Here is a 24,552-nt window from a genome sequence, read left to right on the forward strand (position 1 = left end):
GTGGAGGAATGAGCGAGCAGCCCGGGGCCTGCGAGAATGAGCGGGTGAACGCACGCACCTGGGGTTGGCTCGCAGCCGTCATCGACGTCGTCCTCATCGTCGTCTTCGCGCTCATCGGGCGCTCGTCGCACGGTGAGGCCAACACGGCACTCGCGCTCTGGACCACCGCCTACCCGTTCCTGGCCGGTTGGGCGATCGGGTACGTGACGAGCGGCGCCTGGGCTCGACCGCTGCGCTTCTGGCCGACCGGTGTCGTGGTCTGGGTCCTCACGGTCTTCGTCGGTCTGGCCATCCGCGTCGCCACCGGGCAGGGGGACGTCGACGGCAACCCGCTGCCGATCTCGTTCGTCATCGTCGCGACGATCGTGCTCGGGGTGTTCCTGCTCGGCTGGCGTGCGATCGCCCGCGGTGTGCTCCGGTTCACCGCGTCGCGGTCGCGACGGGACGCCGCAGCGTCCGACGCGTGAACGGCAGCCGCGGTTCCCAACCGACGATCCTCGACGTCGCCGCACGTGCGGGGGTCTCGAAGTCGGCGGTGAGCCGAGTGCTCTCCGGGACCGGACGGTTCTCGGACGAGACCCGCGAGCGCGTCGAACGCGCGGCAGCCGAGCTCGGGTACGTCGCGAACGCGATGGCTCGCGGGCTGGTCAGCGGTCGCACGAACACGATCGGGATGCTCGTCCGTGATGCATCGTCGATGGTCTACACCGCACTGCACGCCGTGATGGAGCGCCGCGCGTCGGAGCTCGGCTACCGCGTCGTCACCACGACGGGCGTCGGCCGGGTCGAGGACGAGAAGTCCGCCCTCGCCGCACTCGTGTCCATGCGCGTCGACGGGCTCGTCGTGTGCAGCGGCCTGATGCCGTCCGCCGACATCGCCGAGTTCGCGCCCCGCATCGCCACCGTCGTCGCGGGTCGGCCCGAGCTGCACCCGGCGCTCTCGAGCGTCTACTGCGACGAGGTCGACGGTGGGGCTTCCATCGCGGACGCCGTCGCCGATGCCGGCCACGCCACGGCCGTGGTGTTCACCGTCCCGCTCGACAACGCGATCACGCAGCACGCGCGATCGTCGGCGATGCTCGAGCGGCTCCGAGCACGAGGCGTCCGGGTGATCGACATCGACGCGAGCTTCGTGCGGCCACCCGACGACCTCGCCGCCGACCTGGTGGACGCCGTGCAGGAGTCGGGCGTGACCGCGGTGATGTGCCCGACCGACCGGCTCATGCTCGACGTGTGCGAGGCGCTCGCCCGCCGCGGTGTCGAGGTCCCGCGCGACCTCTCCGTCACCGGGTTCGACGGCGTCTACCCACTGGCGAGCGACTGGATCGGCTTCACGACACTCGAGCAACCGATCGAGCGCATCGGCCGCGAGGCCATCGACCTCGTCATCGGCCGCATCGACGACCCCACGCGCCCGGTCGAGCACCGCTCACTGCGCGGCACCGTGATCCCCGGCCGCACCCTGCTCCCCCGCTGACGCCGACCCGCTGATCTCGCACGGTGCGCGTCGACTCGACCCGTGCAGGCTCCGGGCCTGGCGCACGGTGCGAGGTCGCTCAAACCGCGCACGGTTCGTGTTGCGGTGCGAGGCTCGAGAGGCACGCACGGTGCGAGGTCCGTCGAGCGGTGCCACCATGGTGGCTCGGTGCGGCGCTACAAGCGTGCACCGAGCGGACAACCTCGCACGGGCCGACACAGACAGCACCGTGCGGCTTCGGCCCACGGCCGCAGCCGCGCCCGCGCACCGCACCCGCGCCCGCGCCCGCACCTAGAACAGCCCGCTGCGCGGCCCGTCCTCCGGCCCGTCGAACCCGCGGAACATGTCCGACACCAGCGCCTCGATCTGCGGCTCCACCAGGCGTTCGACGGCCTCGGCGATCCGCGGCCGGTGGTCGATGAGCGCCAGGCACACCGCGGTGCCGGTCGACCGCGCGCACTCGTCGGACAGCGCGATCTCGTGCCGGAGCGCAGCCTTCGCTTCGTCGGACAGCGGCTCGCGCGGCGTCTGCTCCCCCGCACCGGTGCCGGCCAGCTCGCCGAGCGTGAACAGGAACGGCGACCCCGGCGACGGCTCGGGGTCCACGTCGAGGCCCTGGAACTCGGGCGACAACCCCTCGGCCGGCTGGTACCCGGCATGCCGCTTCCGGGCCGCCGCCCGCTCGAGTTCCCGCTGCAGCAGCGGCAGGTTCTTCGCCGTGTAGTCGTCGACGGCGTCCTCGACGATGGTCGAGATCCGCCCGATCAGCGCGTGCTGGACGGCGTGCGGCACGTCGGGTCCGAACCCCGCGGCCGCGGCGATCGGGGACCCGGTGCACTTCCGGCAGATGCGCGTGCGCGGGCGGGCGGTCCCGATCTGCCAGCGCGGCAGCCAGCGCAGCCACAGGTCGACCGCGCCCCGCACGCGTCCGTCGATGCCGTCCATCCCTCAACAGTAGGCCTGGAGGCGCGGATCACCCCCGGCACACCGCGCCGGTCGGGCAATCCACCGGTTCTCAGGCCTGTGGTTCCGTCACGAAGTCGATCAGCTCCTCGACACGGCCGAGCAGCTCAGGCTCGAGGTCGGCGAAGGTGCGCACCTGCCCGAGGATCCGCTGCCATGCCCGGGCGATGTCGGCCTGCTCGGCGTGCGGCCAACCGAGCGCCTGGCAGATGCCCGCCTTCCACTCGATCGAGCGCGGGATCGTCGGCCACGCCCGCAGCCCGACCCGTGCCGGCTTGACCGACTGCCAGACGTCGACGAACGGGTGCCCGACGACGAGCACGTGCGCGCCCCACTTGCCGCGCATCACCGCGTCGGCGAAGCGGGACTCCTTCGACCCGGGCACCAGGTGATCGACCAGGACCCCGACCCGGCGCTCCCGCGTCGGCTGGAACTCGTCGAGCACCGCGGCGAGGTTGTCGACGCCGGACAGCTCCTCGACCACGACGCCCTCGACGCGCAGGTCGGCACCCCAGACCTTCTCGACGAGTTCCGCGTCGTGCTTGCCCTCGACCATGATGCGGCTGGGGAGCGCCACCCGAGCACGCTGCGACTCCACGGCGAACGATCCGGACGCGGTGCGGAGGCGACCACCGTCGGACGCCTGCCGCACGGCGGGCGCACCCCCGGGCCTCCAGTCCGAATGAACGGAACCCAGCGAACCCGGCGAGCCGGCAGCGGCTGCGGCCGACCGCCCGACCGGCGCCGACGGCCGCCCCAGCGTCACCAGCTCACCCTCGAGCAGGAACTGCCCGGTGAAGGGGAAGGAGCGCGTGCGGCCCTTCCAGTCCTCGAGCGCGATGTTGCCCGCCTCGAGCCCCACCACGGCACCGGCCCACCCGGAGTCCGGGTCCTCGAGCACCATGTCCCGTTCGAGCGGCACCTGCCGCACCTTCTTCACCCCGCGCGAGCGCCAGTCCCCCGAGAGCACATCGCCGCCGTACCGGTCGTCGTCCACCCGCACGAGGGTACTGTCGACGACGGCCCGGACGACGTCGACCGCGCCGGTTCCCCATCATCTCGACGGAAGGCCCGCCCGTGCGCGCAGCGATCATCCACGCCCCGAACGACATCCGCGTCGAGGAGCGCGACCGACCCGGGCTCCTGTCCGGCAAGGACGTCGTCGTCAAGGTCCTCGCGGCCTGTGTCTGCGGATCGGACCTCTGGCCCTACCGCGGCGTCACCGAGACGAAGCAGCCCCGACCGATCGGCCACGAGCTCGTCGGCGAGGTCGTCGCCGTCGGTGACGACGTCACCGGCCTGCACGAGGGCGACTTCGTCATCTCCCCCTTCACCATGAACGACGGCACCTGCCAGGCCTGCCGCAACGGCATGACCACCGGCTGCGACCACCTGTCCGGGTTCGGCAGCACGGACGCGTACGGCGACCCCGTCGGTGGCGCACAGGCCGAGTACGTGCGGATCCCGGACGCCGACGCCACGCTCGTCGCGGTCCCCGGTCCGGTCGACCCGGCCCTGGTGCCGTCGCTGCTCACCCTGTCCGACGTCTTCTCGACCGGCCACCACGCCGCCGTGTCGGCAGCGGTCGGCCCCGGCAAGACCGTCGTCGTGGTCGGCGACGGCGCGGTCGGCCTGTCCGCGGTGCTCGCCTCGAAGCGGCTCGGTGCGGACCGCATCATCGCGATGAGCCGGCACGCCGACCGTCAGGCGCTCGCTCGCGAGTTCGGTGCCACCGACATCGTGGCGGAGCGCGGCGACGAGGGCGTCGCGGCGGTCCGCGCGCTGCTCGGCGGCGACCTGGCCGACTGCGCCGTCGAGGCCGTCGGCACCGAGGAGAGCATGGACCAGGCGCTGCACTCGGTGCGCCCCGGTGGCAACGTCGGCTTCGTCGGGGTCCCGCACGGCGTACCGACCATCGGCACGCGCTACCTGTTCGACACGAACATCGCGATCGCAGGCGGCATGGCCCCGGCGCGGAAGTACATCCCCGAGCTGCTGCCCGACGTGCTGTCCGGCGCGATCGACCCCGGTCGCGTCTTCGACCTGGAGCTGCCGCTCGACGAGGCTGCCGAGGCCTACCGCGCGATGGACGAGCGCCGGGCCATCAAGGTGCTGCTGCGCCCGTAGCGGCGCGCGTCGTGGACGCACCGACAGACGGACGGGAGGCCCGTGGCGGCGTCGCCACGGGCCTCCCGTCCGTCGTCTGGTCGCGTCGGACCCCCGGCGGCCGCCCGCTCAGGCGTCGCGGATCGCCAGCACCCGGTGCGGCGCAGCCGCCTCGGCCCGCCACCCGCCGGGCAGCACGTCGCGGAGTTCGGGCACGGTGAAGCTCCGTCGGATCGACCGCAGGCCGTCGACCCGGATGAACGTCCCCGCCGCCACGAGCGGTGACGCCAGCGCGTACGCCCGGTAGGCCGCCGGCGACCGCCGGATGTCCGAGTGCAGGCTGCGCCCGCTTGCGAGCAGCTCGGAGTCGGCCAGGAACCCCCGCCGCTCCTCGACGCCCAGGTGGTGCAGCACGTGGTTCGACACGACGACGTCGAACCGCTCACCCGCCGCGACCAGGTCACCGCTCGACTGCTGCCGGAACGTCACGCCGGTCGGGGACGACCGCCGTGCTGCGGCGATGGCACGTTCGTCCGGGTCGACCCCGACGACCTCGAGGTCGAAGCCATCGCTCGCCGCCCAGCGAACCAACGAGCGGGCCAGGTCGCCGCCGCCGCACCCCAGGTCGAGCACCCGGCCACGGCCGCTGGCGGGCAGGGCCGGCACGACGTGGGACCGCCAGGCCGCGCGCCAGCCGCTCACGAGTGCGTTCACGACGGCGAAGCGCCGGAAGGTGCGCGCGAGCGCACGCGGGTCGCAGTCCGGGTCGTCCATCAGTTCGGTCAGGTCGAGCGCGCGGGTGCGCAGGTCGACGGCCGGGAGGCCCGTGGTGCCGCCGCCCTGACGGCTCACGCCGCGCCCGTGGTCGCGACGGGCACGCGGGCGGGTGCGACAGCGGGTTCCGCCGCGGGTTCCGCCACGGGCTCTGCCGCGGGTTCTGCCGCGGGTTCTGCCGCGGGTTCTGCCGCGGGCGACGCCTCGGTCCGCACCGCGGTGAGCCGTGCGCTCTCGACGGTGAGGCCGGGGCCGAAGGCGAGCGCGACGACGGCGCTGCCGTCCTCGAGACCGGCGTCGACGGCGTCGCGCAGCACGAAGAGCACGGTGGCGCTCGACATGTTCCCGTGTTCGCGCAGCACCCGCCGGCTCGACTCCATGGCGCTGTCGGGCAGGCCGAGCGACTCCTGCGTGCGGTCGAGGATGGCCCGGCCGCCCGGGTGCACCGCCCACACCGGCACGTCCGACGCGGGCCCGCCGTCGAGCAGCGGTTGCACGGCGCTCGGGACGTGCAGGCCGACGAGCTTCGGCACAGCGGTGGACAGGACCATCTCGAAGCCCTCGTCCCCGATGTTCCACGCCATCTCGGATGCCCCCTCGGGCACCACGGCCGTCGTGAACTCGTCGAAGCGCAGACCGGCTCCGTCCCGGGCGACGACCGCGGCGGCCGCACCGTCGCCGAAGACGCTGTTCGCGACGATCTGGTCGGGGTCGTTCGAGGCGCGGACGTGCAGGGTGCAGAGTTCACCGCAGACCACGAGCACGACGGCGTCCGGGTCCTGGTCGACGAAGGCCGCGGCGATCCGGAGCGCGGGGAACGCGGCGCAGCACCCCATGAAGCCGATGTGGTGCCGGAAGACGCCCCCGGGGAGCCCGAGCTGCTCGACGACGTCGATGTCTGGCCCAGGCTGCGTGAACCCGGTGCACGACACGGTCACCAGGTGCGTGACGGCCTCCGGCGCGATGCCGGCACGTTCGACGGCGTCACGGGCGGCCGCGACGAACAGCGGCGGGGCGAGCTCGCGGTACCGGTCGTTCCGCGAGCCGGTGGACGGCGAGCGCAGGGTGCCGTCGTCGTCACGGAAGGCCCCACCGGCACGCGCGGAGTCGAGTTCCTCGAGGACGGTGTGCCGCTGGTCGACCGCCGACCCGTCGAACGCGGCGGGGACGAGCCGTTTGCCGAGCCGCCCGAGGTCGGGTTGGGCGGAGAACAGGTCACGCACCCGGGGCTGGTCGAGGGTCGTCTCGGGGACGGCGGTTCCGATGGCGCGGATCGTTGCGGACACGACTCATCCTGTCACCGGATCGCTGACGCGTCCCCAGGATGCACACGGCGACCGGGACGCACGGAGGGCACGGCACCGACCGGTGCCGTGCCCTCCGTGGTGGGACTGCCTAGGACTGCTGCGCGCGCTCCAGCACGAGTTCCCGCACGCGTGCGGCGTCGGCCTGGCCCTTCATGGCCTTCATGACCGCGCCGATGATCGCGCCGGCCGCCTGGACCTTGCCGTCCTGGATCTTCGCCAGCACGTCGGGCTGCGCCGCGAGTGCTTCGTCGACCGCGGCCGTCAGGGCGGAGTCGTCCGAGACGACCTTGAGCCCACGGGCCTCGACGACCTGCGCCGGCGAACCCTCGCCCGCGATGACACCCTCGAGCACCTGGCGTGCCAGGCGGTCGGTCAGGTCGCCGGACTCGACGAGCGCGATGACCTCGGCGACGTGCTTCGGCGACACCAGGTCACCGGGAGCGGCGTCCTGCGCGTTGGCGACGCGGCTGATCTCACCGGTCCACCACTTGCGGGCGGCCTGCGGTGCGGCGCCGGCGGCGACGGTGCCCTCGACCTCGTCGAGCAGCCCGCCGTTCACGACGTCCTGGAACTCCAGGTCGGCGAAGCCCCAGTCACCCTTCAGACGACGGCGACGTGCGACCGGTGCCTCGGGCAGCGAGGCACGGAGCTCCGCGATGACGGCCGGGTCCGGCACGACGGGCAGCAGGTCGGGCTCCGGGAAGTACCGGTAATCGTCGGCGTCCGACTTCGGACGACCGGCCGAGGTGCGACCGGTGTCCTCGTGCCAGTGGCGGGTCTCCTGCGTGATCGTGCCACCGGCGGCGAGGATCGCGGCCTGACGCTGGATCTCGTAGCGGATCGCACGCTCGACGGCGCGGAACGAGTTGACGTTCTTGGTCTCGGTGCGGGTGCCGAGCTTCTCTTGCCCGCGAGGGCGCAGCGAGATGTTCGCGTCGCACCGCAGGTTGCCGCGCTCCATGCGGGCTTCGGAGACACCGAGCGCCCGGACGAGGTCGCGGATGACCTGCACGTAGGCGGCTCCGAGCTCGGGGGCACGGTGCTCGGCGCCGAAGATCGGCTTCGTGACGATCTCGACCAGGGGCACACCGGCACGGTTGTAGTCGACGAGCGAGTACTCGGCGCCCTGGATGCGGCCGGTGGCACCACCGACGTGCGTCAGCTTGCCGGCGTCCTCTTCCATGTGGGCGCGTTCGATCGGGATGTTGTAGATCGTGCCGTCGGCGAGCTCGACCTCGACCTCGCCCTCGTAGGCGATGGGCTCGTCGTACTGCGAGACCTGGTAGTTCTTCGGGTTGTCCGGGTAGAAGTAGTTCTTCCGGGCGAACCGCGAGGACTCGGCGATCGAGCAGCCGAGCGCGAGCCCGAGCTGGATCGAGTACCGCACGGCCTGCGCGTTCACGACCGGCAGCGACCCGGGCAGCCCGAGGTCGACCGGGGTGACGTTCGTGTTGGGCTCGCCGCCGAAGAAGTTCGGGGCGTCCGAGAACATCTTGGTCTTCGTCGCGAGTTCGACGTGGACCTCGAAGCCGAGCACCGGCTCGTAGCGCTCGAGCGCCTCGTCGAAGTCCATCAGCGCGTCCTTCTGCGCCATCAGATCACACCTTCCTGCGCAGCGGACTGCTGACTCTGGTCGAGGTCCGGGACGGACGCGATGAGCGGCGCGCCCCACTGCTGTTCGAGCAGACGCTCGAGGGCGGCACCGTATCGGTACAGCCGGGCGTCCTCACGCTGGGGCGCCATCAGCTGCACGCCGACGGGCAGGCCGTCCTCGGGCGCGAGGCCGTTCGGGATGCTCATGCCGGGAACGCCGGCGAGGTTCGCCGGGATCGTGGTGAGGTCGTTGAGGTACATCGCCAGCGGGTCGTCGATGCGCTCACCGATCGGGAACGCGGTCGTCGGGGCCGACGGGCTGACGAGCAGGTCGACCTGCTCGAAGGCGGCCTGGAAGTCCCGCTGCACGAGCGTGCGGACCTTCTGCGCCGAGCCGTAGTAGGCGTCGTAGTAGCCGGCGCTCAGGGCGTAGGTGCCGAGGATGATGCGCCGCTTGACCTCGGGCCCGAAGCCGGCTTCACGCGTGGCAGCCATGACGTCCTCGACGGTGGCACCGTTCTCGGGTGTGACCCGGAGGCCGAAGCGCACCGAGTCGAACTTGGCGAGGTTCGACGATGCCTCGGCCGGGAGGATCAGGTAGTACGCGCTGATCGCGTACGCGAACGACGGGGCGTCGATCTCGACGACGACCGCGCCGGCCGACTCGAGCAGCGCGACCGTCTCCTGGAAGCGCTGGGTGACCCCGGCCTGGAACCCGTCGCCCCCGGCCAGTTCCTTCACCACGCCGACGCGCAGGCCGCGGAGCGTGTCCGCCTGCAGCCCTTCGCGTGCGGCGGCGGCCATCGAGGGCCAGGCGTCCGGGATGGACGTGGAGTCCTTCGGGTCGTGCCCGCCGATGACGTCGTGCAGGAGCGCGGCGTCGAGGACGGTGCGGGACACCGGGCCGATCTGGTCGAGGCTGGACGCCAGGGCGATGGCGCCGTAGCGGCTCACCCCGCCGTAGGTCGGCTTCACACCGACCGTGCCCGTCACGGCACCCGGCTGGCGGATGGAGCCACCCGTGTCCGAACCGAGGGCGAAGGGTGCTTCGTGCGCGGCGACCGCAGCGGCCGAACCACCGCCGGACCCGCCGGGGATCCGGTCGAGGTCCCACGGGTTGCGGGTCGGACCGTAGGCCGAGAACTCGGTGGTCGAGCCCATCGCGAACTCGTCCATGTTGGTCTTGCCGAGCGGCACGAGGCCGGCGGCGCGGAGTTTCGCGACGGGGGTGGCGTCGTACGGCGGCACCCAGCCCTCGAGGATCCTGGACCCGGCGGTCGTGGGCATGTCCTGCGTGCACAGGACGTCCTTGACGGCGATCGGCACACCGGCGAGCGGCCCGAGGTCGTCGCCCGCGGCACGGCGGGAGTCGATCGACTTCGCCACTGCCAGGGCGTTCTGGTTGACGTGCAGGAACGCGTGCACGTCGCCGTCGACGGCGGCGATCCGGTCGAGGTGGGCCTGGGTGGCCTCGACGCTCGAGACGTCGCGCGCCACGAGGGCGTCGGCGAGCGCCGCGGCGCTCAGCTTCGTGATGTCGTCAGTCACTGTTCTTCGCCCTACTGTTCTTCGCCGAGGATGGCGGTCACGCGGAACCGTTCGCCGTCGGAGTCGGGCGCCCCGGAGAGCGCCTGCTCCTGCGTCAGCGTCGTGCCGACCACGTCGGGTCGGGTGACGTTGCCGAGCGGCACGGGGTGGCTCGTCGCCGGGACGTCGTCGGTCGCGACCTCGGCGACCTTGGCGACGCTCTCGACGATGTGCGACAGCTCCCCGGTCAGCTTCTCGATCTCGTCGGGCGTGAGTGCGATACGTGCGAGGTTCGCCAGGTGTGCGACCTGCTCGCTCGTGATGTCAGGCATGGTGCTCCGTCGATCGGTTCGTGGAATGCCCCACAGTCTATTGGCTGCGTCGGGCGCGCAGGCGCGGCTGTGGACAACCCCCTCGAGGCCCGGTGCCGGTCCGCCGGACCGGCACCGGGCCTCCAGGGGGTCGAGGGTCACTTCCCGTTCTGGCCCCTCGCAGCCGGTGCCGCCGGGGCCACCGTCGCGGCGGGCGCCGGCGCAGCCGGGGCAGCGGGTGCAGCCGGAGCGGCAGGCGCAGCCGGCGCAGCCGTCGGCGTCGTCTGGTCGTCCTGCGCCGTCCCCTGCCCGGACGAGGACCCCGACGAAGACGAAGACGAAGACGACGACTTGCTCGCCTGCCCGATCATCGCCTGGCTCGGCGCGGGCAGCGCTCCCCCGCCGACGGTCTGGTCGAGGTACGCCATCATCGACTTCCCGACCCCGAACTTCGCGCTGTACCCGGTGGTGCCCTGCAGGAACGGCCAGTTCGCCAGGCTCACACTCCCCTGCACGTTGCCGACCCAGGTGGCGTTCGTGTACTTCGTCGACGACGCGACCAGCCAGTTCTGCACGTCGCCGTCGGTGGTGCCGGTCTTCGCGAACTTCGCCACGCTGTCCCCGGGGTTCGCGCTCGCGGCCGTCCCCGACCCTGACAGCACGCCCTGCAGCGCGTAGTCGACCGTGCCGGCGACGTCCGCCGAGACGCCCTGCGTGCAGGACGACGGCGTCGGGGTGATCTTCGTGCCGTCCGCCTCGGTCACCGAGTCGATCGCGGTGGGCGTGCACACGATGCCGCCGTTGGCGAAGCCCGCGTAGGCCTCGGCCAGGTCGATCGGCGACAGCTCGTTCACGCCGAGGATCGACGACGGCGTCTGCGTCAGGTCCCCGCCGTCGGCGCGGTGGATGCCCATCGACTGCGCGAGCTGGGCGATCTTGCACAGGTCGAGCTGCTTGCCCATCTGGGCGTACGCCGTGTTGATCGACTCGACCGTCGCCGCCTCGACCGACATCGACGACGGCACGCTCTCGGCGTTGGCGACGTTCCAGGTGCCGCCCGCGACGTTCTGGCAGGTGTTGGTGAACTCGGCGTTCGCGAACTGGTGCTCCGAGGTGGTGACCGAGTCGGACAGGGTGTGCCCGCTGGCGAGCCACTCGGCCAGGGTGAACACCTTGTAGGTCGAGCCGGTCTGGAACCCACCGGAGTTGCCGTACGCGGAGTCGGCGCTGTAGTTCACCGCCGTGGCCCCGGCCGCAGCGTTGTCCCCCTGCGTGTACGTGGTGTTCTGGACCATCGACATGATCCGGCCGGTGCCGGGCTCCACGGTGACGTTCGAGCCGCCGACGTCGACGCCCGCCATCGTGGCCGGCACGTAGGTGGACAGGGCGGACTGTGCCTGGCCCTGCAGGTCGAGGTCGAGCGAGGTGTGGATCTGCAGGCCCTTGGTGTCGAGCGTGGCGATGCGTGCCGCCGCGGTCTTGCCGAACGCGGGGTCCTGCAGCACCTGGTCGCGGACGTAGTCGCAGAAGTACCCGGCGTCGTGGTGCGTCGCGGCGGTCGAGCACCCGTTGGCGGTCTCGGTGATCTTCGGCGTGACCGGCGTCGCGATCGCCTTCGTCATCTGTGCCTTCGTGATCGACCCGTGCGCCTGCATCCGGCGGAGCACGTAGTCGCGGCGCTCCTTCGTCAGCTCGTACCCGTTGGCCTTGCCGTTGTCCTTGTCGCTCGGCACGTCGATGCGCAGGTTCGACGGGTTGTTGAGGATCGCGACGAGCGTGGCCGACTGCACGAGCGACAGGTCCTTCGCGTGCACGCCGAAGTAGTACTCGGCCCCGGCCTCGGCCCCGTAGACCCGCCCGCCGAGCCCGACGATGTTGAGGTACCCGGTCAGGATCTCGTCCTTCGAGTACTTCTTGTTCACCGCGATCGCGTACCGCATCTCCTGCAGCTTGCGCTGCGGCGTGACGCCGGCCGCGTCCTCGTAGCAGGCCTCGACCTTCTTCTCGGTGGCGGCCTGGTCCTTGCCCGTGAGCTCCTCGCACTGCTGCACCAGGACGTTCTTGACGTACTGCTGCGTGATGCTCGAGCCGCCCTGCACGTCCCCGCCGACGACGGTCGCGGCGACCCCGCGGAGCGTCCCGAGCACGTCGATGCCGCCCTCGTCGTAGTAGCGCGGGTCCTCGGTGTCGATCGCCGCCTGCTTGAGCGAGTCCGCCATCTGGTCCGCCGTCACGTTCGTGCGGTTCTCGGCGTAGAACGAGGCGATCTTGACCTGCTTCCCGCCCTGCTCCGCGTACACGGACGACACCTGCTGCGGGGTCTGCACGTCGAGGTAGGTCGGCAGGTCCTCGAAGAACGAGACCGCCCCGGACGTCCCCTCACCCGCGACGGCGACCGCCGGGGTCACCGCGACGGCGACGAGCATGCCGGCGAGCACGGACATCACCACGAACATCAGGAGAGCACCAGGCCATCGCACCACACGCATGACGGCACCGTAGGCAGCAGGGCTGTACTGGTTCTGCCCTGGAACGAGTGCAGGCTGCGGTCGCGCTCAGGTTGCCACCCAGGCGGTTCCGAGGACGCGTCGCGATCCGCGCGGGCGCACCGATCCGGCCGGGAGGCCCGCAACGGCTCCGCCACGTCGGCCGCCGGTCACGATCGGGTCACGTCCACCGCGTCGCCACGACCGGCGGGTCCGTCCGGTCGGTCAGGGCCGGCCGCCCACCGCCCGTCGGTCACGGCCCGTCAGTCACGGGGCTGCAGGTCCTGCGGGCGCACGAGGTACATGTCCGGTGAGGCACCGACGATGCCGTCACCACCCGACTTGCCGCGTCGGACCTGCTCGCGCACCAGGTCGCCGCGCCCGATGCCGATCAGGGCGACGTCGTGCAGCGATGCCGTGCCCGGCTTGAGGTAGTCGTTGTGGCCCACGGGGCGGCGGAACACGTCACCGGCCGACAGCGCGTCGGCGCCCCCGGCCAGGTCGAGCACGGTGGACCCGAACGACGCCCCGCCCGGGTCGGTGCCGAAGTACCCGGAGCCCGCGATGGGGTCGCTGTGCGCGCCGCCGACGAACACCTGCCCGGTGGCGACGGCGAGGTCGTCCGCCGTCCGGACGTCGCTGCCCGGCGACCCGAGCACGGTCAGGGTGTCGGCGGTCATCCGCCCCGACGCCAGGGCCGTCATCGCCGTGGTCGACCCGTACGAGTGCGCGACGATGTTCACGCGCGGTTGGTCGCCGGCACGGATCACACGCAGCCCTGCGACCGTCCGTTCGAGCCGCTCGGCCCCGGTCCGTGCGAGCCCGAGCGACAGGATGTTGGACAGGTCCGGCGTGCGGTACCCCATCCACGCGACGACGGCGGCTCCCGACCCGTTGCCCGTGGCGGCGAGCGGCGCCAGGGTGGCCTGCTCGCGGGACAGGTCGTTGGCGGTGTTCGTGAAGTCGGTCATCTGCCCGGTGACGGTGAAGAACATGCCCGGCACCACGACGGTGACGTCGGCCGCGGTGTCGAGGTCGCCGATGCTGATCGCCGCACGCCCGGACCCCCGGGTGTCGAGCGCCACCAGGAAGCGCCGCGGGTCGCCGGCTTGCTGCACCAGGGAGTCCCGGACCTGCCCGAGCATCGCGGCCCGGGCTGCACCGAGGTCGGCGTCGGCGAGGCCGGACGTCAGCGTCGCACGGTTCGCCTGGTCACGGACGGCGTAGGGCACGCCCTCGAGGTTCCCGACCAGGGCGGGCGCGTGCGCGAGGAGTCGGTCCTGCTCGTCGGCGGGCAGGTGCGACCACCACTGCGCGACGGTCTGCGCGGGCGGCGGGTCGTCCTGCACCGTCGCCACGACGCCGCGGTCGGTGGCCGCGCTCCGCAGGTCGGCGGCGCCGAGCGCACCGAGGTCCTCGACGAAGGCGCGTCCGTGCGCGGCGGCGAGGTCGTCCACCCGCACCGCTGTCGTGGACGACGCCCCTGCCGCCACCGGCGTCACCACGGGAGCCGACACGGATGCCGACGCCGACGCCGACGAGAGCACGTCGTCGACCGGGACGATGCGGGTCGTGGCGGTGCTGGCGACCGTGACCTGGTGCGCCGGGGGCATGCCTGGGGCCTCGATCACTCCGAGCGAGTGCACCGAGGCGGTGAGCAGAGCCGCAGCGATGAGCAGCATTCGGGTCTCCCCCGGGAAGGCCGTCCCGACGTCCCCCTGCAGACGACGGGTGATGCTCGGTCGAGTCTATGGAGATGTCCGCGGATCATCCATGCGCGATGCAACTTGTCCCCCGAACTGGGCGCGTTCGGCGGCGCGCCGCGCTCAGCGGATGCGACCGGGCGTGCTGTGCGCCCGGTCGGTCCTCAGTCCTCAGTCCTCGGTCGTGGGCGCTTCCGGTTCGGCGAGCGCCGCGGGCCCCTCGGTCACGAGCAGGTGGAACTGCTCGGCGTCGATGATCCGGACGCCCAGCTGCTCGGCCTTCGTGAGCTTCGAACCGGCACCCGGACCGGCCGCCACGAAGTCGGTCTTCTTGCTCACGCTCGAGGCCGCCTTGCCACCGGCGGTGATGATCGCCTCCTGTGCACCTTCGCGCGTGTAGCCCTCGAGCGACCCGGTGGCGACGACGGTGACGCCGCTCAGCACGCCGCCCTCGACGTCGGCGCTGCCCGGGCCGGGGTGGCCCGGGGTGGTGAACTGCACGCCGGCCGTGGTCCAGCGGTCGATGATCTCGCGGTGCCAGTCGACGTCGAACCAGGCGAGCAGGGCGTCGGCGATGATCCCGCCGACCCCGTCGACGGCGGCGAGGTCCTCGCGCGATGCCGACCGGATCGCGTCGAGGGACCCGAAGTGGTTCGCCAGGGCCCGGGCGGCGACGGGTCCGACGTGGCGGATGCTCAGGCCGACCAGGATCCGCCACAGCGGCTTCGTCTTCGCGGCGTCGATGTTCGCGAGCATCTCGAACGCGTTCTTCGACGGGTAGCGGCTCGGCTCACCGGTGTAGTCGGCGCCGCGTGCCTCGGGGTCGAACGGCGGGTCGGTCTTCTTGCGCGCCCGGCTGAACGGTGTGACGCGCTTCGGGGTGCCGTCGTCGTCGACCTTCTCCATGCCGGTCTCGGCGTCGCGGACGATGACCTCGATCGGGGCGATGTCCTGCATCGTCAGGTCGAACAGTCCGGCCTCGGTGACGAGCGGCGGGGTCTCCGGGCGGAGGGGCTGCGTGAGCGCCGCGGCAGCGACCTCGCCGAGGCCCTCGATGTCGAGCGACCCGCGCGAGGCGATGTGCTCGACCCGACCGCGCACCTGCGCCGGGCAGCTCTTCGCGTTCGGGCAGCGCAGGTCGATGTCGCCTTCCTTCGCGGGGGCGAGCTCAGTGCCGCACTCGGGGCAGTTCGTCGGCATCACGAACTCGCGCTCGGAACCGTCACGGAGCTCGACCACCGGGCCGAGCACCTCGGGGATGACGTCGCCGGCCTTCCGCAGCACGACGGTGTCGCCGATCAGCACGCCCTTCGCCTTGACGACCTGCTGGTTGTGCAATGTGGCCTGGCGGACGACGGACCCGGCGACCTCGGCCGGGGCCATCACCGCGAAGGGGGTGGCACGGCCGGTGCGGCCGACGCTGACCACGATGTCGGTGAGCGTCGTGTGCACTTCTTCCGGCGGGTACTTGTACGCGATCGCCCACCGCGGCGCCCGCGACGTCGACCCGAGTTCCTCGTGCAGGGCGAGGTCGTCGACCTTCACCACGACGCCGTCGATCTGGTGCTCGACCGACGAACGGCGTTCCCCCGTGGTCCGGACGAAGCCGTTGACCTCGTCGATGGTGTCGAACACCCGGTAGTGGCTGCTCGTCGGCAGGCCCCAGGTCTGCAGCAGCTCGTAGACCTCGGACTGGCTGCGGACGTCGGTGCCCTGCTCGAGTTCACGGACGGGCCACGCCCCGATGCCGTGCACGAGCATCCGCAGACGCCGCAGCCGGTCGACCATCAGGGCCCGCTTCGCCTCGGACTTGCCCTCTTCCTTCTGGCGGAGGGACCCGGCGGCAGCGTTGCGCGGGTTGGCGAACACGCGCTCCCCCGCCTCGCGCTGGTTGGCGTTGAGCTCGTCGAACTCGGCGACCGGGAAGAAGATCTCGCCCCGGACCTCGACCAGGGGCGGGTGACCGGTGCCGGACAGGCGGTCCGGGATCGTGCCCATCGTGCGGACGTTGCCGGTGACGTCCTCGCCGACCACGCCGTCACCGCGGGTGGCGGCCGAGACGAGCCGACCGTGCTCGTACCGCAGGTTGATGGCCAGGCCGTCGATCTTCAGCTCGGTCAGGAACCGCACCCGCTCGGCACCGGCGTCCCGCTGCACCTTGAGGGCCCACTCGGTGAGCTCGTCGGGGCTGAAGACGTTGTCGAGCGAGAGCATGCGCTCGGCGTGCTCGACCGGCGCGAACTGCGTCGTCTGCGCCTGCCCGCCGACCGTCTGCGTCGGGCTGTCGGGCGTCAGGAGTTCCGGGAACCGCCGTTCGATCGCGTCGAGACGGTGCACCAGGGCGTCGTAGTCGGCGTCCGACAGGGGCGAGGCGTTGCCCTCGTAGTAGTCGTGGCGCAGCTCGGTGACGCGGGCGCGCAACCGGTCGACCTCGCGCGCGGCCTGGGCGGCGTCGAGCCCGTCGGGGTCGATGGTCTCGAACGTCGCGTCGGTCTCGCTCATGGCATCAGTTCTACCGTGCACCACCGACGCGGCGTGCAGCGAGCGTGTGCCCCGGGAGCGGCGGGGTCAGGCGTCGACGGGGACGGCGCTGACCGTGGTGTCGATCGTGCACTGGCCGAGCACCCGCGTGCCGACGTAGACCACGGCCGTCTGGCCGGGAGCGACCCCGTGCAGCGGCTCGTCGACGTCGATCACGAGCACGTCGTCCTGCACGCGGGCCGTCGCGGGCACCGGGTCGGCGTGCGCGCGGATCTGCACGTCGCAGGCGAACGGCGTCGCCGGGTCGGCCGGGGCCGTGCCCGCCCAGGTGAACCGCGAGCCGGACATCGAGGTGACGGCGAGGGCCTCCTTCGGGCCGACGACGACGGTGTTGTCCTTCGGGCGGATCTCGAGCACGAACCGGGGCTTGCCGTCCGGTGCCGGGCGCCCGAGGGCCAGGCCGCGGCGCTGTCCGACGGTGTAGCCGGTGGCGCCCTCGTGCGAGCCGACGACCGTGCCGTCACGCTCGACGACCTCGCCGGGCGCGGTGCCGACGCGGTCCGCCAGCCAGCCGCGGGTGTCGCCGTCCGGGATGAAGCAGATGTCGTACGAGTCCGGCTTCTGGGCGACCGTCAGCCCGCGCTCGGCGGCCTCGGCCCGGACCTCGTCCTTCGACGGCGTCGCGCCGAGCGGGAAAATCGCGTGCTGCAGCTGCTCGGCGGTCAGGACCCCGAGCACGTACGACTGGTCCTTCGCCCACGCGGCCGACCGGTGCAGCTCGCGGGAGCCGTCCGGACCGGTGACGATCGACGCGTAGTGCCCGGTCGCGACGGCGTCGAAGCCCAGGGCCAGTGCCTTCTCGAGCAGCGCCGCGAACTTGATCCGCTCGTTGCAGCGCATGCAGGGGTTCGGGGTGCGGCCGGCCTGGTACTCGGCCACGAAGTCGTCGACGACGTCCTCCTTGAACCGGGCCGAGAAGTCCCACACGTAGTACGGGATCCCGAGGGCCGACGCGGCGCGCTGGGCGTCCATCGAGTCCTCGATGGTGCAGCACCCGCGACTGCCGGTGCGCAGGGTGCCGGGCATCCGGCTCAGGGCCAGGTGCACACCCACCACGTCGTGGCCGGCGTCGACCGCCCGGGCTGCGGCCACCGCCGAGTCGACACCACCGCTCATCGCCGCAAGAACACGCATGCCTCCAGGGTAACCCGCCGACGAAGCGGTACCGCTGGCGTACCGTTGGTCGGGCGATGGCCACGACGGGGAACGACTCATTCGACTTCCGGTCCGTCCTGCTGTCCGGGTTCCTGCCCGCTGCGCTCTTCGCGATCGGTGAGGGCGCGATCATCCCGATCATCCCGATCGCGGCCGACTCGCTCGGTGCCAGCCTGGCGTTCGCGGGCTTCGTCGCCTCGCTCATCCTGGTCGGGGAGCTCATCGGCGACGTGCCGTCCGGCATCGTCGTCGCCCGCATCGGTGAGCGGAACGCGATGATCGGCGCCGCGCTCGTGTCCGTGGTCGGGCTCGTGGTCGCCACGACGGCCGCGAACGCCTGGGTCCTGGCGCTCGGGGTGTTCCTGGTCGGCGTCTCCACCGCGGTGTTCGCCCTCGCCCGGCACGCCTACATGACCACCGCGATCCCCCTGCGGATCCGGGCCCGGGCGCTGTCGAGCCTCGGCGGCGTCTTCCGCTTCGGCTACTTCGTCGGCCCGTTCATCGCCGCCGGCGTCATCCACCTGACCGGCACCACCAGCAGCGCCTTCTGGATCCACGTCGTCTGCTGCCTGGCGGCGGCGACCGTGCTCCTGGTGCTGCGCGACCCCGCGACGGGCACACGCGGTCTGCGGTTGCCGCCACGGGCCTCCCGGCTGTCGGCCGACCACGCGACGGACGCGAGCGACCACGCGACCGAACCGCCCGCCGACACGGGCGCGCAGTTCGTCCAGCAGGAGGCGCAGGGGCTCTTCCGCACCATCCGCGCGAACGGGGCGGTCCTGCTGCGGCTCGGCAGCGGCGCCGGCCTGATCGGTGCGATGCGCGCCGGGCGGCAGGTGATCCTGCCGCTCTGGGCGGTGAGCGTCGGCCTCGACGACTCGACCGCGGCACTCGTGATCGGCATCGCCGGAGCCGTCGACTTCGCGCTGTTCTACACGAGCGGGCAGATCATGGACCGGTGGGGACGCCTCGCGAGCGCCCTGCCCTGCATGCTCGGCCTGAGCATCAGCTACTTCCTGCTCGCCTGGAGCGGCCACCTGGACGCCCGGGTCGGCTGGTTCGTCGCGATCGCGATGGGCATGTCCCTGGCCAACGGGGTCGGCTCCGGCATCCTCATGACGCTCGGCGCGGACCTCGCACCGCGCGACGCCCCGGCACCGTTCCTGGGGGCGTGGCGGTTCACCGGCGACTTCGGGTCGGCGGCCGCACCGCTCCTCATCTCCGGCGTGACCGCCGTCGCGTCCATCGCCGTCGCGAGCGGGGTGATGGGCGTGCTCGGCCTGGTCGGCGCGGGCATCCTGCTCCGGTACGTGCCCCGGTACCTGCCGCGCCCGCTGCGCTGACGCGCTGCCGCGCTGGCGCACCGTGCGCGCTCCTCCGCTCCGTGCGCGGTTGACCGCACCGTGCGCACCCACAGCGCCGCGCCCAGCCGCCGAGCTCGCACCGGGTCGCGGACCGCGCACGGTGCGTCCCACGGCCTGGAGGCCCGGCGCACGTCCGCCCCGCACCCCGCGCTCGGTAGACTGCCGCTGCTCGCGGGAGTGGTGGAATCGGTAGACACGCAGGATTTAGGTTCCTGTGCCCCAGGCGTGAGGGTTCGAGTCCCTCCTTCCGCACCGAGTCCCTCCTGGCGCACCGTTGCGGTCATCCGCACGCCTCGTGCAGGTCAACCCTGCGAGGGATGGCCCGGTCACTTCCGGGCGGTACCCTCATCCCGCGGGAGTCCTCCCCGTGACTCCCGCTCCACGACCGGAAGAACCATGCACTCCGTCGCACTCGCCCTGATCCCGTGGCTCGATCCGCAGTACATCCTCGACCACTTCGGGGCCATCGCCGTGCTCGTGGTCTGCGCGATCGTGTTCGCCGAGACCGGTCTGCTCATCGGCTTCATCTTCCCGGGCGACAGCCTGCTGGTCATCACCGGCCTGTTCGCCTTCGACCGCGGTGGCGAGATCGGCGGCATCCCGATCTGGGTCGCGGCGCTGATGATCGGCGCCGCCGCGTTCCTCGGCGGCGAGCTCGGGTACTACATCGGCAAGAAGGCCGGGCCCCCGATCTTCGAGCGCAAGGACAGCGGGCTCTTCTCGAAGGCGAACGTCGAGCGCACCAACGCGTTCTTCCACCGCTTCGGCCCCCTGGCCGTGATCCTGGCGCGCTTCGTGCCGGTCGTCCGCACCTTCGCCCCGATCGCCGCGGGCGTCGGCCGGATGGACTACAAGAAGTACTCGCTCTACAACGCGATCGGCGCCGTGGTCTGGGGCGTCGGCGTGACGTTCCTCGGGTACTTCATCGGGCACATCCCGTTCGTGGCGCACATCGTCCGCGAGTACATCGACATCATCCTGCTCGCCGCGGTCGTCGTGACCGTCGTGCCGATGGCGCTGACGTACCTGCGCAACGCCCGCAAGGCGAAGCACACGAACGAGGCCGAGGCCACCACGGCCCCGACCGTCGACCCGACGCTCTAGCGGCCTACACAACCGAAGTCGCCCCGAACCACGTGATCACGTGGTTCGGGGCGACTTCGGTTGTGCGGAACGAAGAGAGCGCCGGCGCTCAGACGCCGAAGTGCTCCCGCACGATCGGCGCGATGCCCCGGAACGCCTTGCTGCGGTGCGACAGGGCGTTCTTCTCGTCGCGGGTGAGCTCCGCCGACGAGCGGTCGGCGTCGTCCGGCCGGAACACCGGGTCGTAGCCGTGGCCGCCGTCACCGACGGGCTCGGTCAGCACCTCGCCGTTCCAGACGGCCTCGACGACGTGCTCCTGACCGTCGGGCGTCACGAAGGCCGCTGCGCACACGAACGCGGCGGTCCGCTCGACGACACCCTGCAGGTTCGTGAGCAGCAGCGCGATGTTGTCGGCGTCCGAGCGGGTACCGGCGTAGCGGGCCGAGTGGATGCCCGGTGCGCCCCCGAGGGCGTCGACCGCGATCCCGGAGTCGTCGGCGAGCGCCGGCAGCCCCGTGTGTGCGACGGCGGCACGCGCCTTGATCAGGGCGTTCGCGGCGTAGCTGTCGCCGTCCTCGACCGGCTCGGGGCCGTCGTACCCGACGAGTTCGACACCCTCGCCCAGCGCCGACCCGAGGATCTCGCGCAGTTCGACGACCTTGCCCTGGTTGTGGGTGGCCAGCACCACCTCGCGAGACGTCACGCCAGACCCAGGACCGAACGCTGGATCGCCGCGAGCGACTGGTTGCCGGCCAGGCCGAGGTCGAGCAGGACGTTCAGCTCGTCACGGTCGAACGGCGCGTGCTCGGCGGTGCCCTGCACCTCGATGAACTTGCCCGACCCCGTCGTGACGATGTTCATGTCGGTGTCCGCGGCGGAGTCCTCGGTGTAGGCCAGGTCGAGCATCGGCTCCCCCTTGACGATGCCGACCGAGATCGCCTGCACGCTGTCGGTGAGCGGGGTGGCCTTCTTCGCGATGAAGCCCTTGGCGCGGCCCCACTCGATCGCGTCGGCCATCGCCACGTACGCGCCCGTGATCGACGCCGTGCGGGTACCGCCGTCGGCCTGCAGCACGTCGCAGTCGATGACCAGGGTGTTCTCGCCCAGGGCCTTCGTGTCGACGACCGCGCGGAGCGAACGACCGATCAGGCGGGAGATCTCGTGGGTGCGGCCGCCGACCTTGCCCTTGATGGACTCGCGCTGCATGCGCTCGTTCGTCGACCGCGGCAGCATCGAGTACTCGGCGGTGACCCAGCCGGTGCCCTTGCCGGCGAGCCAGCGCGGCACGCCGTTGGTGAACGACGCGGTGCAGAGCACCTTCGTGTTGCCGAAGGAGATGAGCGCGCTGCCCTCGGCCTGCGTGCTCCACCCCCGCTCGATGGTGACGGGGCGGTGGTCGGTGGCGGTACGGCCGTCGACGCGGAGGTTGTCGGTCATGGGGTCCTTTCGGTGCGGGGCAGCGTGATGGCCCCCGTCTGGAGGTGGCCGACGCTCGAGACCTCGGGACCGAGGAAGCGCCGGGCGAGCCGGATGAAGCCGTTCTTGTCGTCGCCCGTCGCCTCGAACGAGTACGTCGGGGCGGTGGTCGCGGTGCGCTCGAGCCCGTGCTCCACGAGCCGGCGGTAGACGTCGTTCGCGGTCTCCTCGGCGCTGGAGACGAGCGTGACCTCCGGACCCATGACGAACTGGATCGCGGCGGACATGAGCGGGTAGTGGGTGCAGCCGAGCACGAGGGTGTCGACGTCGGCGGCACGGATCGGGTCGAGGTAGCCGGCCGCGATCTCGCGCAGCGACGGCGACGAGGTGTCCCCCGCCTCGACGAACTCGACGAACCGGGGGCACGCGGCGGTGGTCAGCGTGACGTCGGCGGCGACCGCGAAGGCGTCCTCGTAGGCGCGCGACGCGATGGTGCCGACGGTGCCGATGACCCCGACGCGGCCCGTTCGGGTCTGCTTGACGGCGGCGCGGGCCGCGGGCTGGATGACCTCGACGACGGGGATGCCGTACGCCTGCTCATACCGTTCGCGGGCGTCGCGGAGCACGGCGGAGGAGGCGGTGTTGCACGCGATCACGAGCGCCTTCACGCCCTGCTCGACCAGGTCGTCCATGACCTCGAGCGCGTAGCGGCGGACGTCGGCGATGGGCTTCGGGCCGTAGGGCGAGTGCACGGTGTCGCCGACGTACCGGATGCTCTCGCGCGGGAGCTGGTCGATGATGGCGCGGGCCACGGTGAGGCCGCCGACCCCGCTGTCGAAGACTCCGATCGGTGCATCCGTCACGGCACCAGCGTACCGACGCAGGCCGACCAGCACCGACGCGGCCACGCGCGCCACGCGTGCCGGGCGGCCGAGGTGATCCGGGCCTCCCGAGGGTCACGTCACTAGTGTCGGAGACGTGACCAGCGCGCTCCTCACCGACCAGTACGAGCTCACCATGGTGGACGCCGCCCTGAAGGACGGCACCGCCGACCGCCGATGCGTCTTCGAGGTGTTCGCCCGGCGGCTGCCGGACGGCCGCCGCTACGGTGTCGCGGCCGGGCTCGGACGCTTCCTCACCGCCCTCGGCGACTTCCGCTTCGGCGACGATGAGATCGGGTTCCTGCGCGACCGCGGCGTCATCGACGCCGGCACCGCCTCGTGGCTCGCCGACTACCGGTTCAGCGGCGACGTCCGCGCCTACCGGGAGGGCGAGGTCTACTTCCCGAACTCACCCATCCTGCAGATCGAGGGCACCTTCGCCGAGGCCGTCGTGCTCGAGACCCTCGCCCTGAGCATCTTCAACGCGGACTCCGCAATCGCTTCGGCCGCGGCCCGGATGGTGTCCGCCGCCGACGGCCGCCCGCTCGCCGAGATGGGCTCCCGCCGCACCGGCGAGTGGAACGCCGTCGCCGCCGCCCGTGCCGCGTACATCGCCGGCTTCGGTGCGACGAGCAACCTCGAGGCCGGGCGCACCTGGGGCATCCCCACGATGGGCACCGCCGCGCACGCCTTCACGCTGCTGCACGACTCCGAGGAGCAGGCGTTCCGCTCGCAGCTCGACGCGCTCGGCAACGGCACGACCCTGCTCGTCGACACCTACGACATCGAGGCCGCGGTCGAGACGGCCGTCCGGCTCACCGACGGCAAGCTCGGCGGCGTCCGCATCGACAGCGGCGACCTGCCGTCCGTCGTCGCCGCCGTGCGTGCGCAGCTCGACCGCCTCGGCGCGACGGGCACGAAGATCACGGTGACGAACGACCTCGACGAGTACACGATCGCCGCGCTCCGAGCCGCCCCGGTCGACTCGTACGGCGTCGGAACCTCGGTCGTCTCCGGCTCCGGGCACCCGGCCGCCGGCATGGTGTTCAAGCTCGTCGCGCACCGGGACACGGACGGCGGCGACTGGGTCCCCGTCGCCAAGAAGTCGGCCGACAAGGCGTCGATCGGCGGCCGGAAGGAAGCGGGCCGACGACTCCGCAACGGCGTCGCCACCGCCGAGATCGTGCTCACCGGTGCGCAGGTCGGCCCGGACGAGCGGCCACTGCTGGTCCCCGTGGTCACCGGCGGCGAGGTCGACCCGGCGTTCCTCGGCACGCAGGGCGTCGAGGCCGCACGCGCGCACCACAAGCGCGCGAAGGCGGAGCTGCCCGCAGACGCGTCGCGCATCGGGCGCGGCGACCCCGCCATCCCCACCCTGGTGATCTAGGGCGCACGCACGCGCGCGTGGCGCGCGCGTCACGCGACGCCGCTTCGTGAGCAGCAATGGTCGGGTCTGCGTGAGGGACGCGACCATTGCTGCTCACGAAGCGACCGACGGACGGACGGGAGGCCCGTGGCGGCGTCGCCACGGGCCTCCCGTCCGTCTGCTGGTCGCGGCTACTCGGCCTTCATCTTCTCGTAGATGGCCTTGCAGTCCGGGCAGACCGGGAACTTCTCCGGGTCGCGACCCGGGATCCACTTCTTGCCGCACAGGGCCTTGACCGGCTTGCCGGACAGGGCCGACTGCAGGATCTTGTCCTTCTTGACGTAGTGCGAGAACCGCTCGTGGTCACCGGGTTCGATCGCTTCGTCTTCGAGGAGCTTCTCGAGCTCCCGGTCCATCACGTCGAGGCCGCCGCCTGGTTCCGTCATGCTCATGGGTCCAGGGTACGACGGTCCGCCCTCGGGCGCGCCGCTCGTCCGCG

Annotated in this window: 21 protein-coding genes and 1 tRNA gene; 7 read left to right on the top strand and 15 right to left on the bottom strand. The window is 72.0% G+C overall.

Annotated elements, in window-relative coordinates; genetic code table 11:
- Positions 1-44: 44 nt before the first annotated feature.
- Together DEJ01_RS05415 and DEJ01_RS05420 are read left to right on the top strand one after the other, a co-directional pair.
- Positions 45-467 carry a DUF3054 domain-containing protein gene (locus tag DEJ01_RS05415; RefSeq protein WP_258367055.1) on the top strand — a complete coding sequence of 141 codons (423 nt, stop codon included), beginning with the start codon at positions 45-47 and terminating at the stop codon, positions 465-467.
- The gene (locus DEJ01_RS05420) at positions 464-1,477 is read left to right on the top strand and encodes a LacI family DNA-binding transcriptional regulator (RefSeq protein WP_111092422.1); all 1,014 of its coding nucleotides are present in this window, start codon (positions 464-466) and stop codon (positions 1,475-1,477) included. Before DEJ01_RS05415 ends, DEJ01_RS05420 begins: the two co-directional genes overlap by 4 nt.
- A 291-nt stretch (positions 1,478-1,768) precedes the next feature.
- On the opposite strand, the gene DEJ01_RS05425 is transcribed toward DEJ01_RS05420, so the two are convergent.
- Positions 1,769-2,422 (bottom strand): hypothetical protein, encoded by a 654-nt coding sequence (locus DEJ01_RS05425; protein ID WP_017886998.1) that lies wholly within the window; start codon positions 2,420-2,422, stop codon positions 1,769-1,771.
- Between the two features lie 70 nt (positions 2,423-2,492).
- Positions 2,493-3,437 (bottom strand): DUF3097 domain-containing protein, encoded by a 945-nt coding sequence (locus DEJ01_RS05430; RefSeq protein WP_111046338.1) that lies wholly within the window; start codon positions 3,435-3,437, stop codon positions 2,493-2,495.
- A gap of 80 nt (positions 3,438-3,517) precedes the next feature.
- Between DEJ01_RS05430 and DEJ01_RS05435 the strand changes: the two genes are divergently transcribed.
- A complete protein-coding gene (locus DEJ01_RS05435) occupies positions 3,518-4,567 on the top strand; it encodes a zinc-dependent alcohol dehydrogenase family protein (protein WP_111092423.1) in 1,050 nt (349 codons plus the stop codon).
- 108 nt (positions 4,568-4,675) lie between these two features.
- On the opposite strand, the gene DEJ01_RS05440 is transcribed toward DEJ01_RS05435, so the two are convergent.
- From DEJ01_RS05440 to mnmA, 9 genes are all read right to left on the bottom strand, one after another.
- Positions 4,676-5,398, bottom strand: coding sequence for a methyltransferase domain-containing protein (locus DEJ01_RS05440; protein ID WP_111092424.1), 723 nt, complete (start codon positions 5,396-5,398; stop codon positions 4,676-4,678).
- Positions 5,395-6,606 (bottom strand): type III polyketide synthase, encoded by a 1,212-nt coding sequence (locus DEJ01_RS05445; protein ID WP_111092425.1) that lies wholly within the window; start codon positions 6,604-6,606, stop codon positions 5,395-5,397. The genes DEJ01_RS05440 and DEJ01_RS05445 overlap by 4 nt, the downstream gene beginning before the upstream one ends.
- A 109-nt stretch (positions 6,607-6,715) precedes the next feature.
- A complete protein-coding gene (gene gatB / locus DEJ01_RS05450; protein ID WP_035807593.1) occupies positions 6,716-8,221 on the bottom strand; it encodes an Asp-tRNA(Asn)/Glu-tRNA(Gln) amidotransferase subunit GatB in 1,506 nt (501 codons plus the stop codon).
- Positions 8,221-9,768: an Asp-tRNA(Asn)/Glu-tRNA(Gln) amidotransferase subunit GatA gene (gatA, locus tag DEJ01_RS05455; protein WP_027464607.1), complete on the bottom strand. Its 1,548-nt coding sequence runs from the start codon at positions 9,766-9,768 to the stop codon at positions 8,221-8,223. Before gatA ends, gatB begins: the two co-directional genes overlap by 1 nt.
- Before the next feature lie 11 nt (positions 9,769-9,779).
- Positions 9,780-10,079, bottom strand: coding sequence for an Asp-tRNA(Asn)/Glu-tRNA(Gln) amidotransferase subunit GatC (gene gatC, locus DEJ01_RS05460; protein ID WP_017887005.1), 300 nt, complete (start codon positions 10,077-10,079; stop codon positions 9,780-9,782).
- A 137-nt stretch (positions 10,080-10,216) separates the two neighbouring features.
- Positions 10,217-12,547 carry a transglycosylase domain-containing protein gene (locus DEJ01_RS05465; RefSeq protein ID WP_146247562.1) on the bottom strand — a complete coding sequence of 777 codons (2,331 nt, stop codon included), beginning with the start codon at positions 12,545-12,547 and terminating at the stop codon, positions 10,217-10,219.
- 260 nt (positions 12,548-12,807) lie between these two features.
- The gene (locus DEJ01_RS05470) at positions 12,808-14,226 is read right to left on the bottom strand and encodes an alpha/beta hydrolase (protein ID WP_111092427.1); all 1,419 of its coding nucleotides are present in this window, start codon (positions 14,224-14,226) and stop codon (positions 12,808-12,810) included.
- 192 nt (positions 14,227-14,418) lie between these two features.
- Positions 14,419-16,749: an NAD-dependent DNA ligase LigA gene (gene ligA, locus DEJ01_RS05475; RefSeq protein WP_111092428.1), complete on the bottom strand. Its 2,331-nt coding sequence runs from the start codon at positions 16,747-16,749 to the stop codon at positions 14,419-14,421.
- A gap of 66 nt (positions 16,750-16,815) precedes the next feature.
- The gene (gene mnmA / locus DEJ01_RS05480) at positions 16,816-17,922 is read right to left on the bottom strand and encodes a tRNA 2-thiouridine(34) synthase MnmA (RefSeq protein ID WP_111092429.1); all 1,107 of its coding nucleotides are present in this window, start codon (positions 17,920-17,922) and stop codon (positions 16,816-16,818) included.
- 56 nt (positions 17,923-17,978) lie between these two features.
- On the opposite strand from mnmA, the gene DEJ01_RS05485 reads away from it, so the two are divergent.
- From DEJ01_RS05485 to DEJ01_RS05495, 3 genes are all read left to right on the top strand, one after another.
- On the top strand, positions 17,979-19,286 hold the full coding sequence (locus DEJ01_RS05485; protein WP_111088198.1) for an MFS transporter: 1,308 nt from the start codon (positions 17,979-17,981) through the stop codon (positions 19,284-19,286).
- A 192-nt stretch (positions 19,287-19,478) separates the two neighbouring features.
- Positions 19,479-19,559 (top strand) — tRNA-Leu (locus DEJ01_RS05490).
- Positions 19,560-19,703: 144 nt separating this feature from the next.
- Entirely contained in the window at positions 19,704-20,411 is a 708-nt protein-coding gene (locus tag DEJ01_RS05495) for a DedA family protein (protein ID WP_027464603.1), read from the top strand.
- A gap of 88 nt (positions 20,412-20,499) precedes the next feature.
- Here the strand turns inward: DEJ01_RS05495 and rdgB are convergent, their stop codons facing one another.
- Genes rdgB through murI form a run of 3 tightly spaced genes read right to left on the bottom strand, consistent with a single transcriptional unit; the run spans position 20,500 to position 22,669 of the window.
- Positions 20,500-21,093, bottom strand: coding sequence for an RdgB/HAM1 family non-canonical purine NTP pyrophosphatase (rdgB, locus tag DEJ01_RS05500; RefSeq protein ID WP_027464602.1), 594 nt, complete (start codon positions 21,091-21,093; stop codon positions 20,500-20,502).
- Positions 21,090-21,827 carry a ribonuclease PH gene (gene rph, locus DEJ01_RS05505; protein WP_027464601.1) on the bottom strand — a complete coding sequence of 246 codons (738 nt, stop codon included), beginning with the start codon at positions 21,825-21,827 and terminating at the stop codon, positions 21,090-21,092. Before rph ends, rdgB begins: the two co-directional genes overlap by 4 nt.
- On the bottom strand, positions 21,824-22,669 hold the full coding sequence (gene murI / locus DEJ01_RS05510; protein ID WP_111022679.1) for a glutamate racemase: 846 nt from the start codon (positions 22,667-22,669) through the stop codon (positions 21,824-21,826). Before murI ends, rph begins: the two co-directional genes overlap by 4 nt.
- Before the next feature lie 115 nt (positions 22,670-22,784).
- Between murI and DEJ01_RS05515 the strand changes: the two genes are divergently transcribed.
- Positions 22,785-24,074, top strand: a complete 1,290-nt coding sequence (locus DEJ01_RS05515; protein ID WP_111092430.1) for a nicotinate phosphoribosyltransferase — start codon at positions 22,785-22,787, stop codon at positions 24,072-24,074.
- A gap of 170 nt (positions 24,075-24,244) precedes the next feature.
- Here DEJ01_RS05515 and DEJ01_RS05520 read toward each other — a convergent pair whose 3' ends face one another.
- Positions 24,245-24,505, bottom strand: coding sequence for a DUF3039 domain-containing protein (locus tag DEJ01_RS05520; protein ID WP_099051947.1), 261 nt, complete (start codon positions 24,503-24,505; stop codon positions 24,245-24,247).
- Positions 24,506-24,552: the final 47 nt, after the last annotated feature.

This window comes from Curtobacterium sp. MCLR17_040, from assembly GCF_003234735.1.
Taxonomy (GTDB): domain Bacteria; phylum Actinomycetota; class Actinomycetes; order Actinomycetales; family Microbacteriaceae; genus Curtobacterium; species Curtobacterium flaccumfaciens.

What these genes read in the sequence shown, in the direction of transcription:
- DEJ01_RS05425 (WP_017886998.1), bottom strand. Translation starts at nt 2,422, where the DNA reads ATGGACGGCATCGACGGACGCGTGCGGGGCGCGGTCGACCTGTGGCTG.
- gatB (WP_035807593.1), bottom strand. Translation starts at nt 8,221, where the DNA reads ATGGCGCAGAAGGACGCGCTGATGGACTTCGACGAGGCGCTCGAGCGC.
- gatC (WP_017887005.1), bottom strand. Translation starts at nt 10,079, where the DNA reads ATGCCTGACATCACGAGCGAGCAGGTCGCACACCTGGCGAACCTCGCA.
- DEJ01_RS05465 (WP_146247562.1), bottom strand. Translation starts at nt 12,547, where the DNA reads ATGCGTGTGGTGCGATGGCCTGGTGCTCTCCTGATGTTCGTGGTGATG.
- DEJ01_RS05470 (WP_111092427.1), bottom strand. Translation starts at nt 14,226, where the DNA reads ATGCTGCTCATCGCTGCGGCTCTGCTCACCGCCTCGGTGCACTCGCTC.
- ligA (WP_111092428.1), bottom strand. Translation starts at nt 16,749, where the DNA reads ATGAGCGAGACCGACGCGACGTTCGAGACCATCGACCCCGACGGGCTC.
- mnmA (WP_111092429.1), bottom strand. Translation starts at nt 17,922, where the DNA reads ATGCGTGTTCTTGCGGCGATGAGCGGTGGTGTCGACTCGGCGGTGGCC.
- DEJ01_RS05485 (WP_111088198.1), top strand. Translation starts at nt 17,979, where the DNA reads ATGGCCACGACGGGGAACGACTCATTCGACTTCCGGTCCGTCCTGCTG.
- DEJ01_RS05495 (WP_027464603.1), top strand. Translation starts at nt 19,704, where the DNA reads ATGCACTCCGTCGCACTCGCCCTGATCCCGTGGCTCGATCCGCAGTAC.
- rph (WP_027464601.1), bottom strand. Translation starts at nt 21,827, where the DNA reads ATGACCGACAACCTCCGCGTCGACGGCCGTACCGCCACCGACCACCGC.
- DEJ01_RS05520 (WP_099051947.1), bottom strand. Translation starts at nt 24,505, where the DNA reads ATGAGCATGACGGAACCAGGCGGCGGCCTCGACGTGATGGACCGGGAG.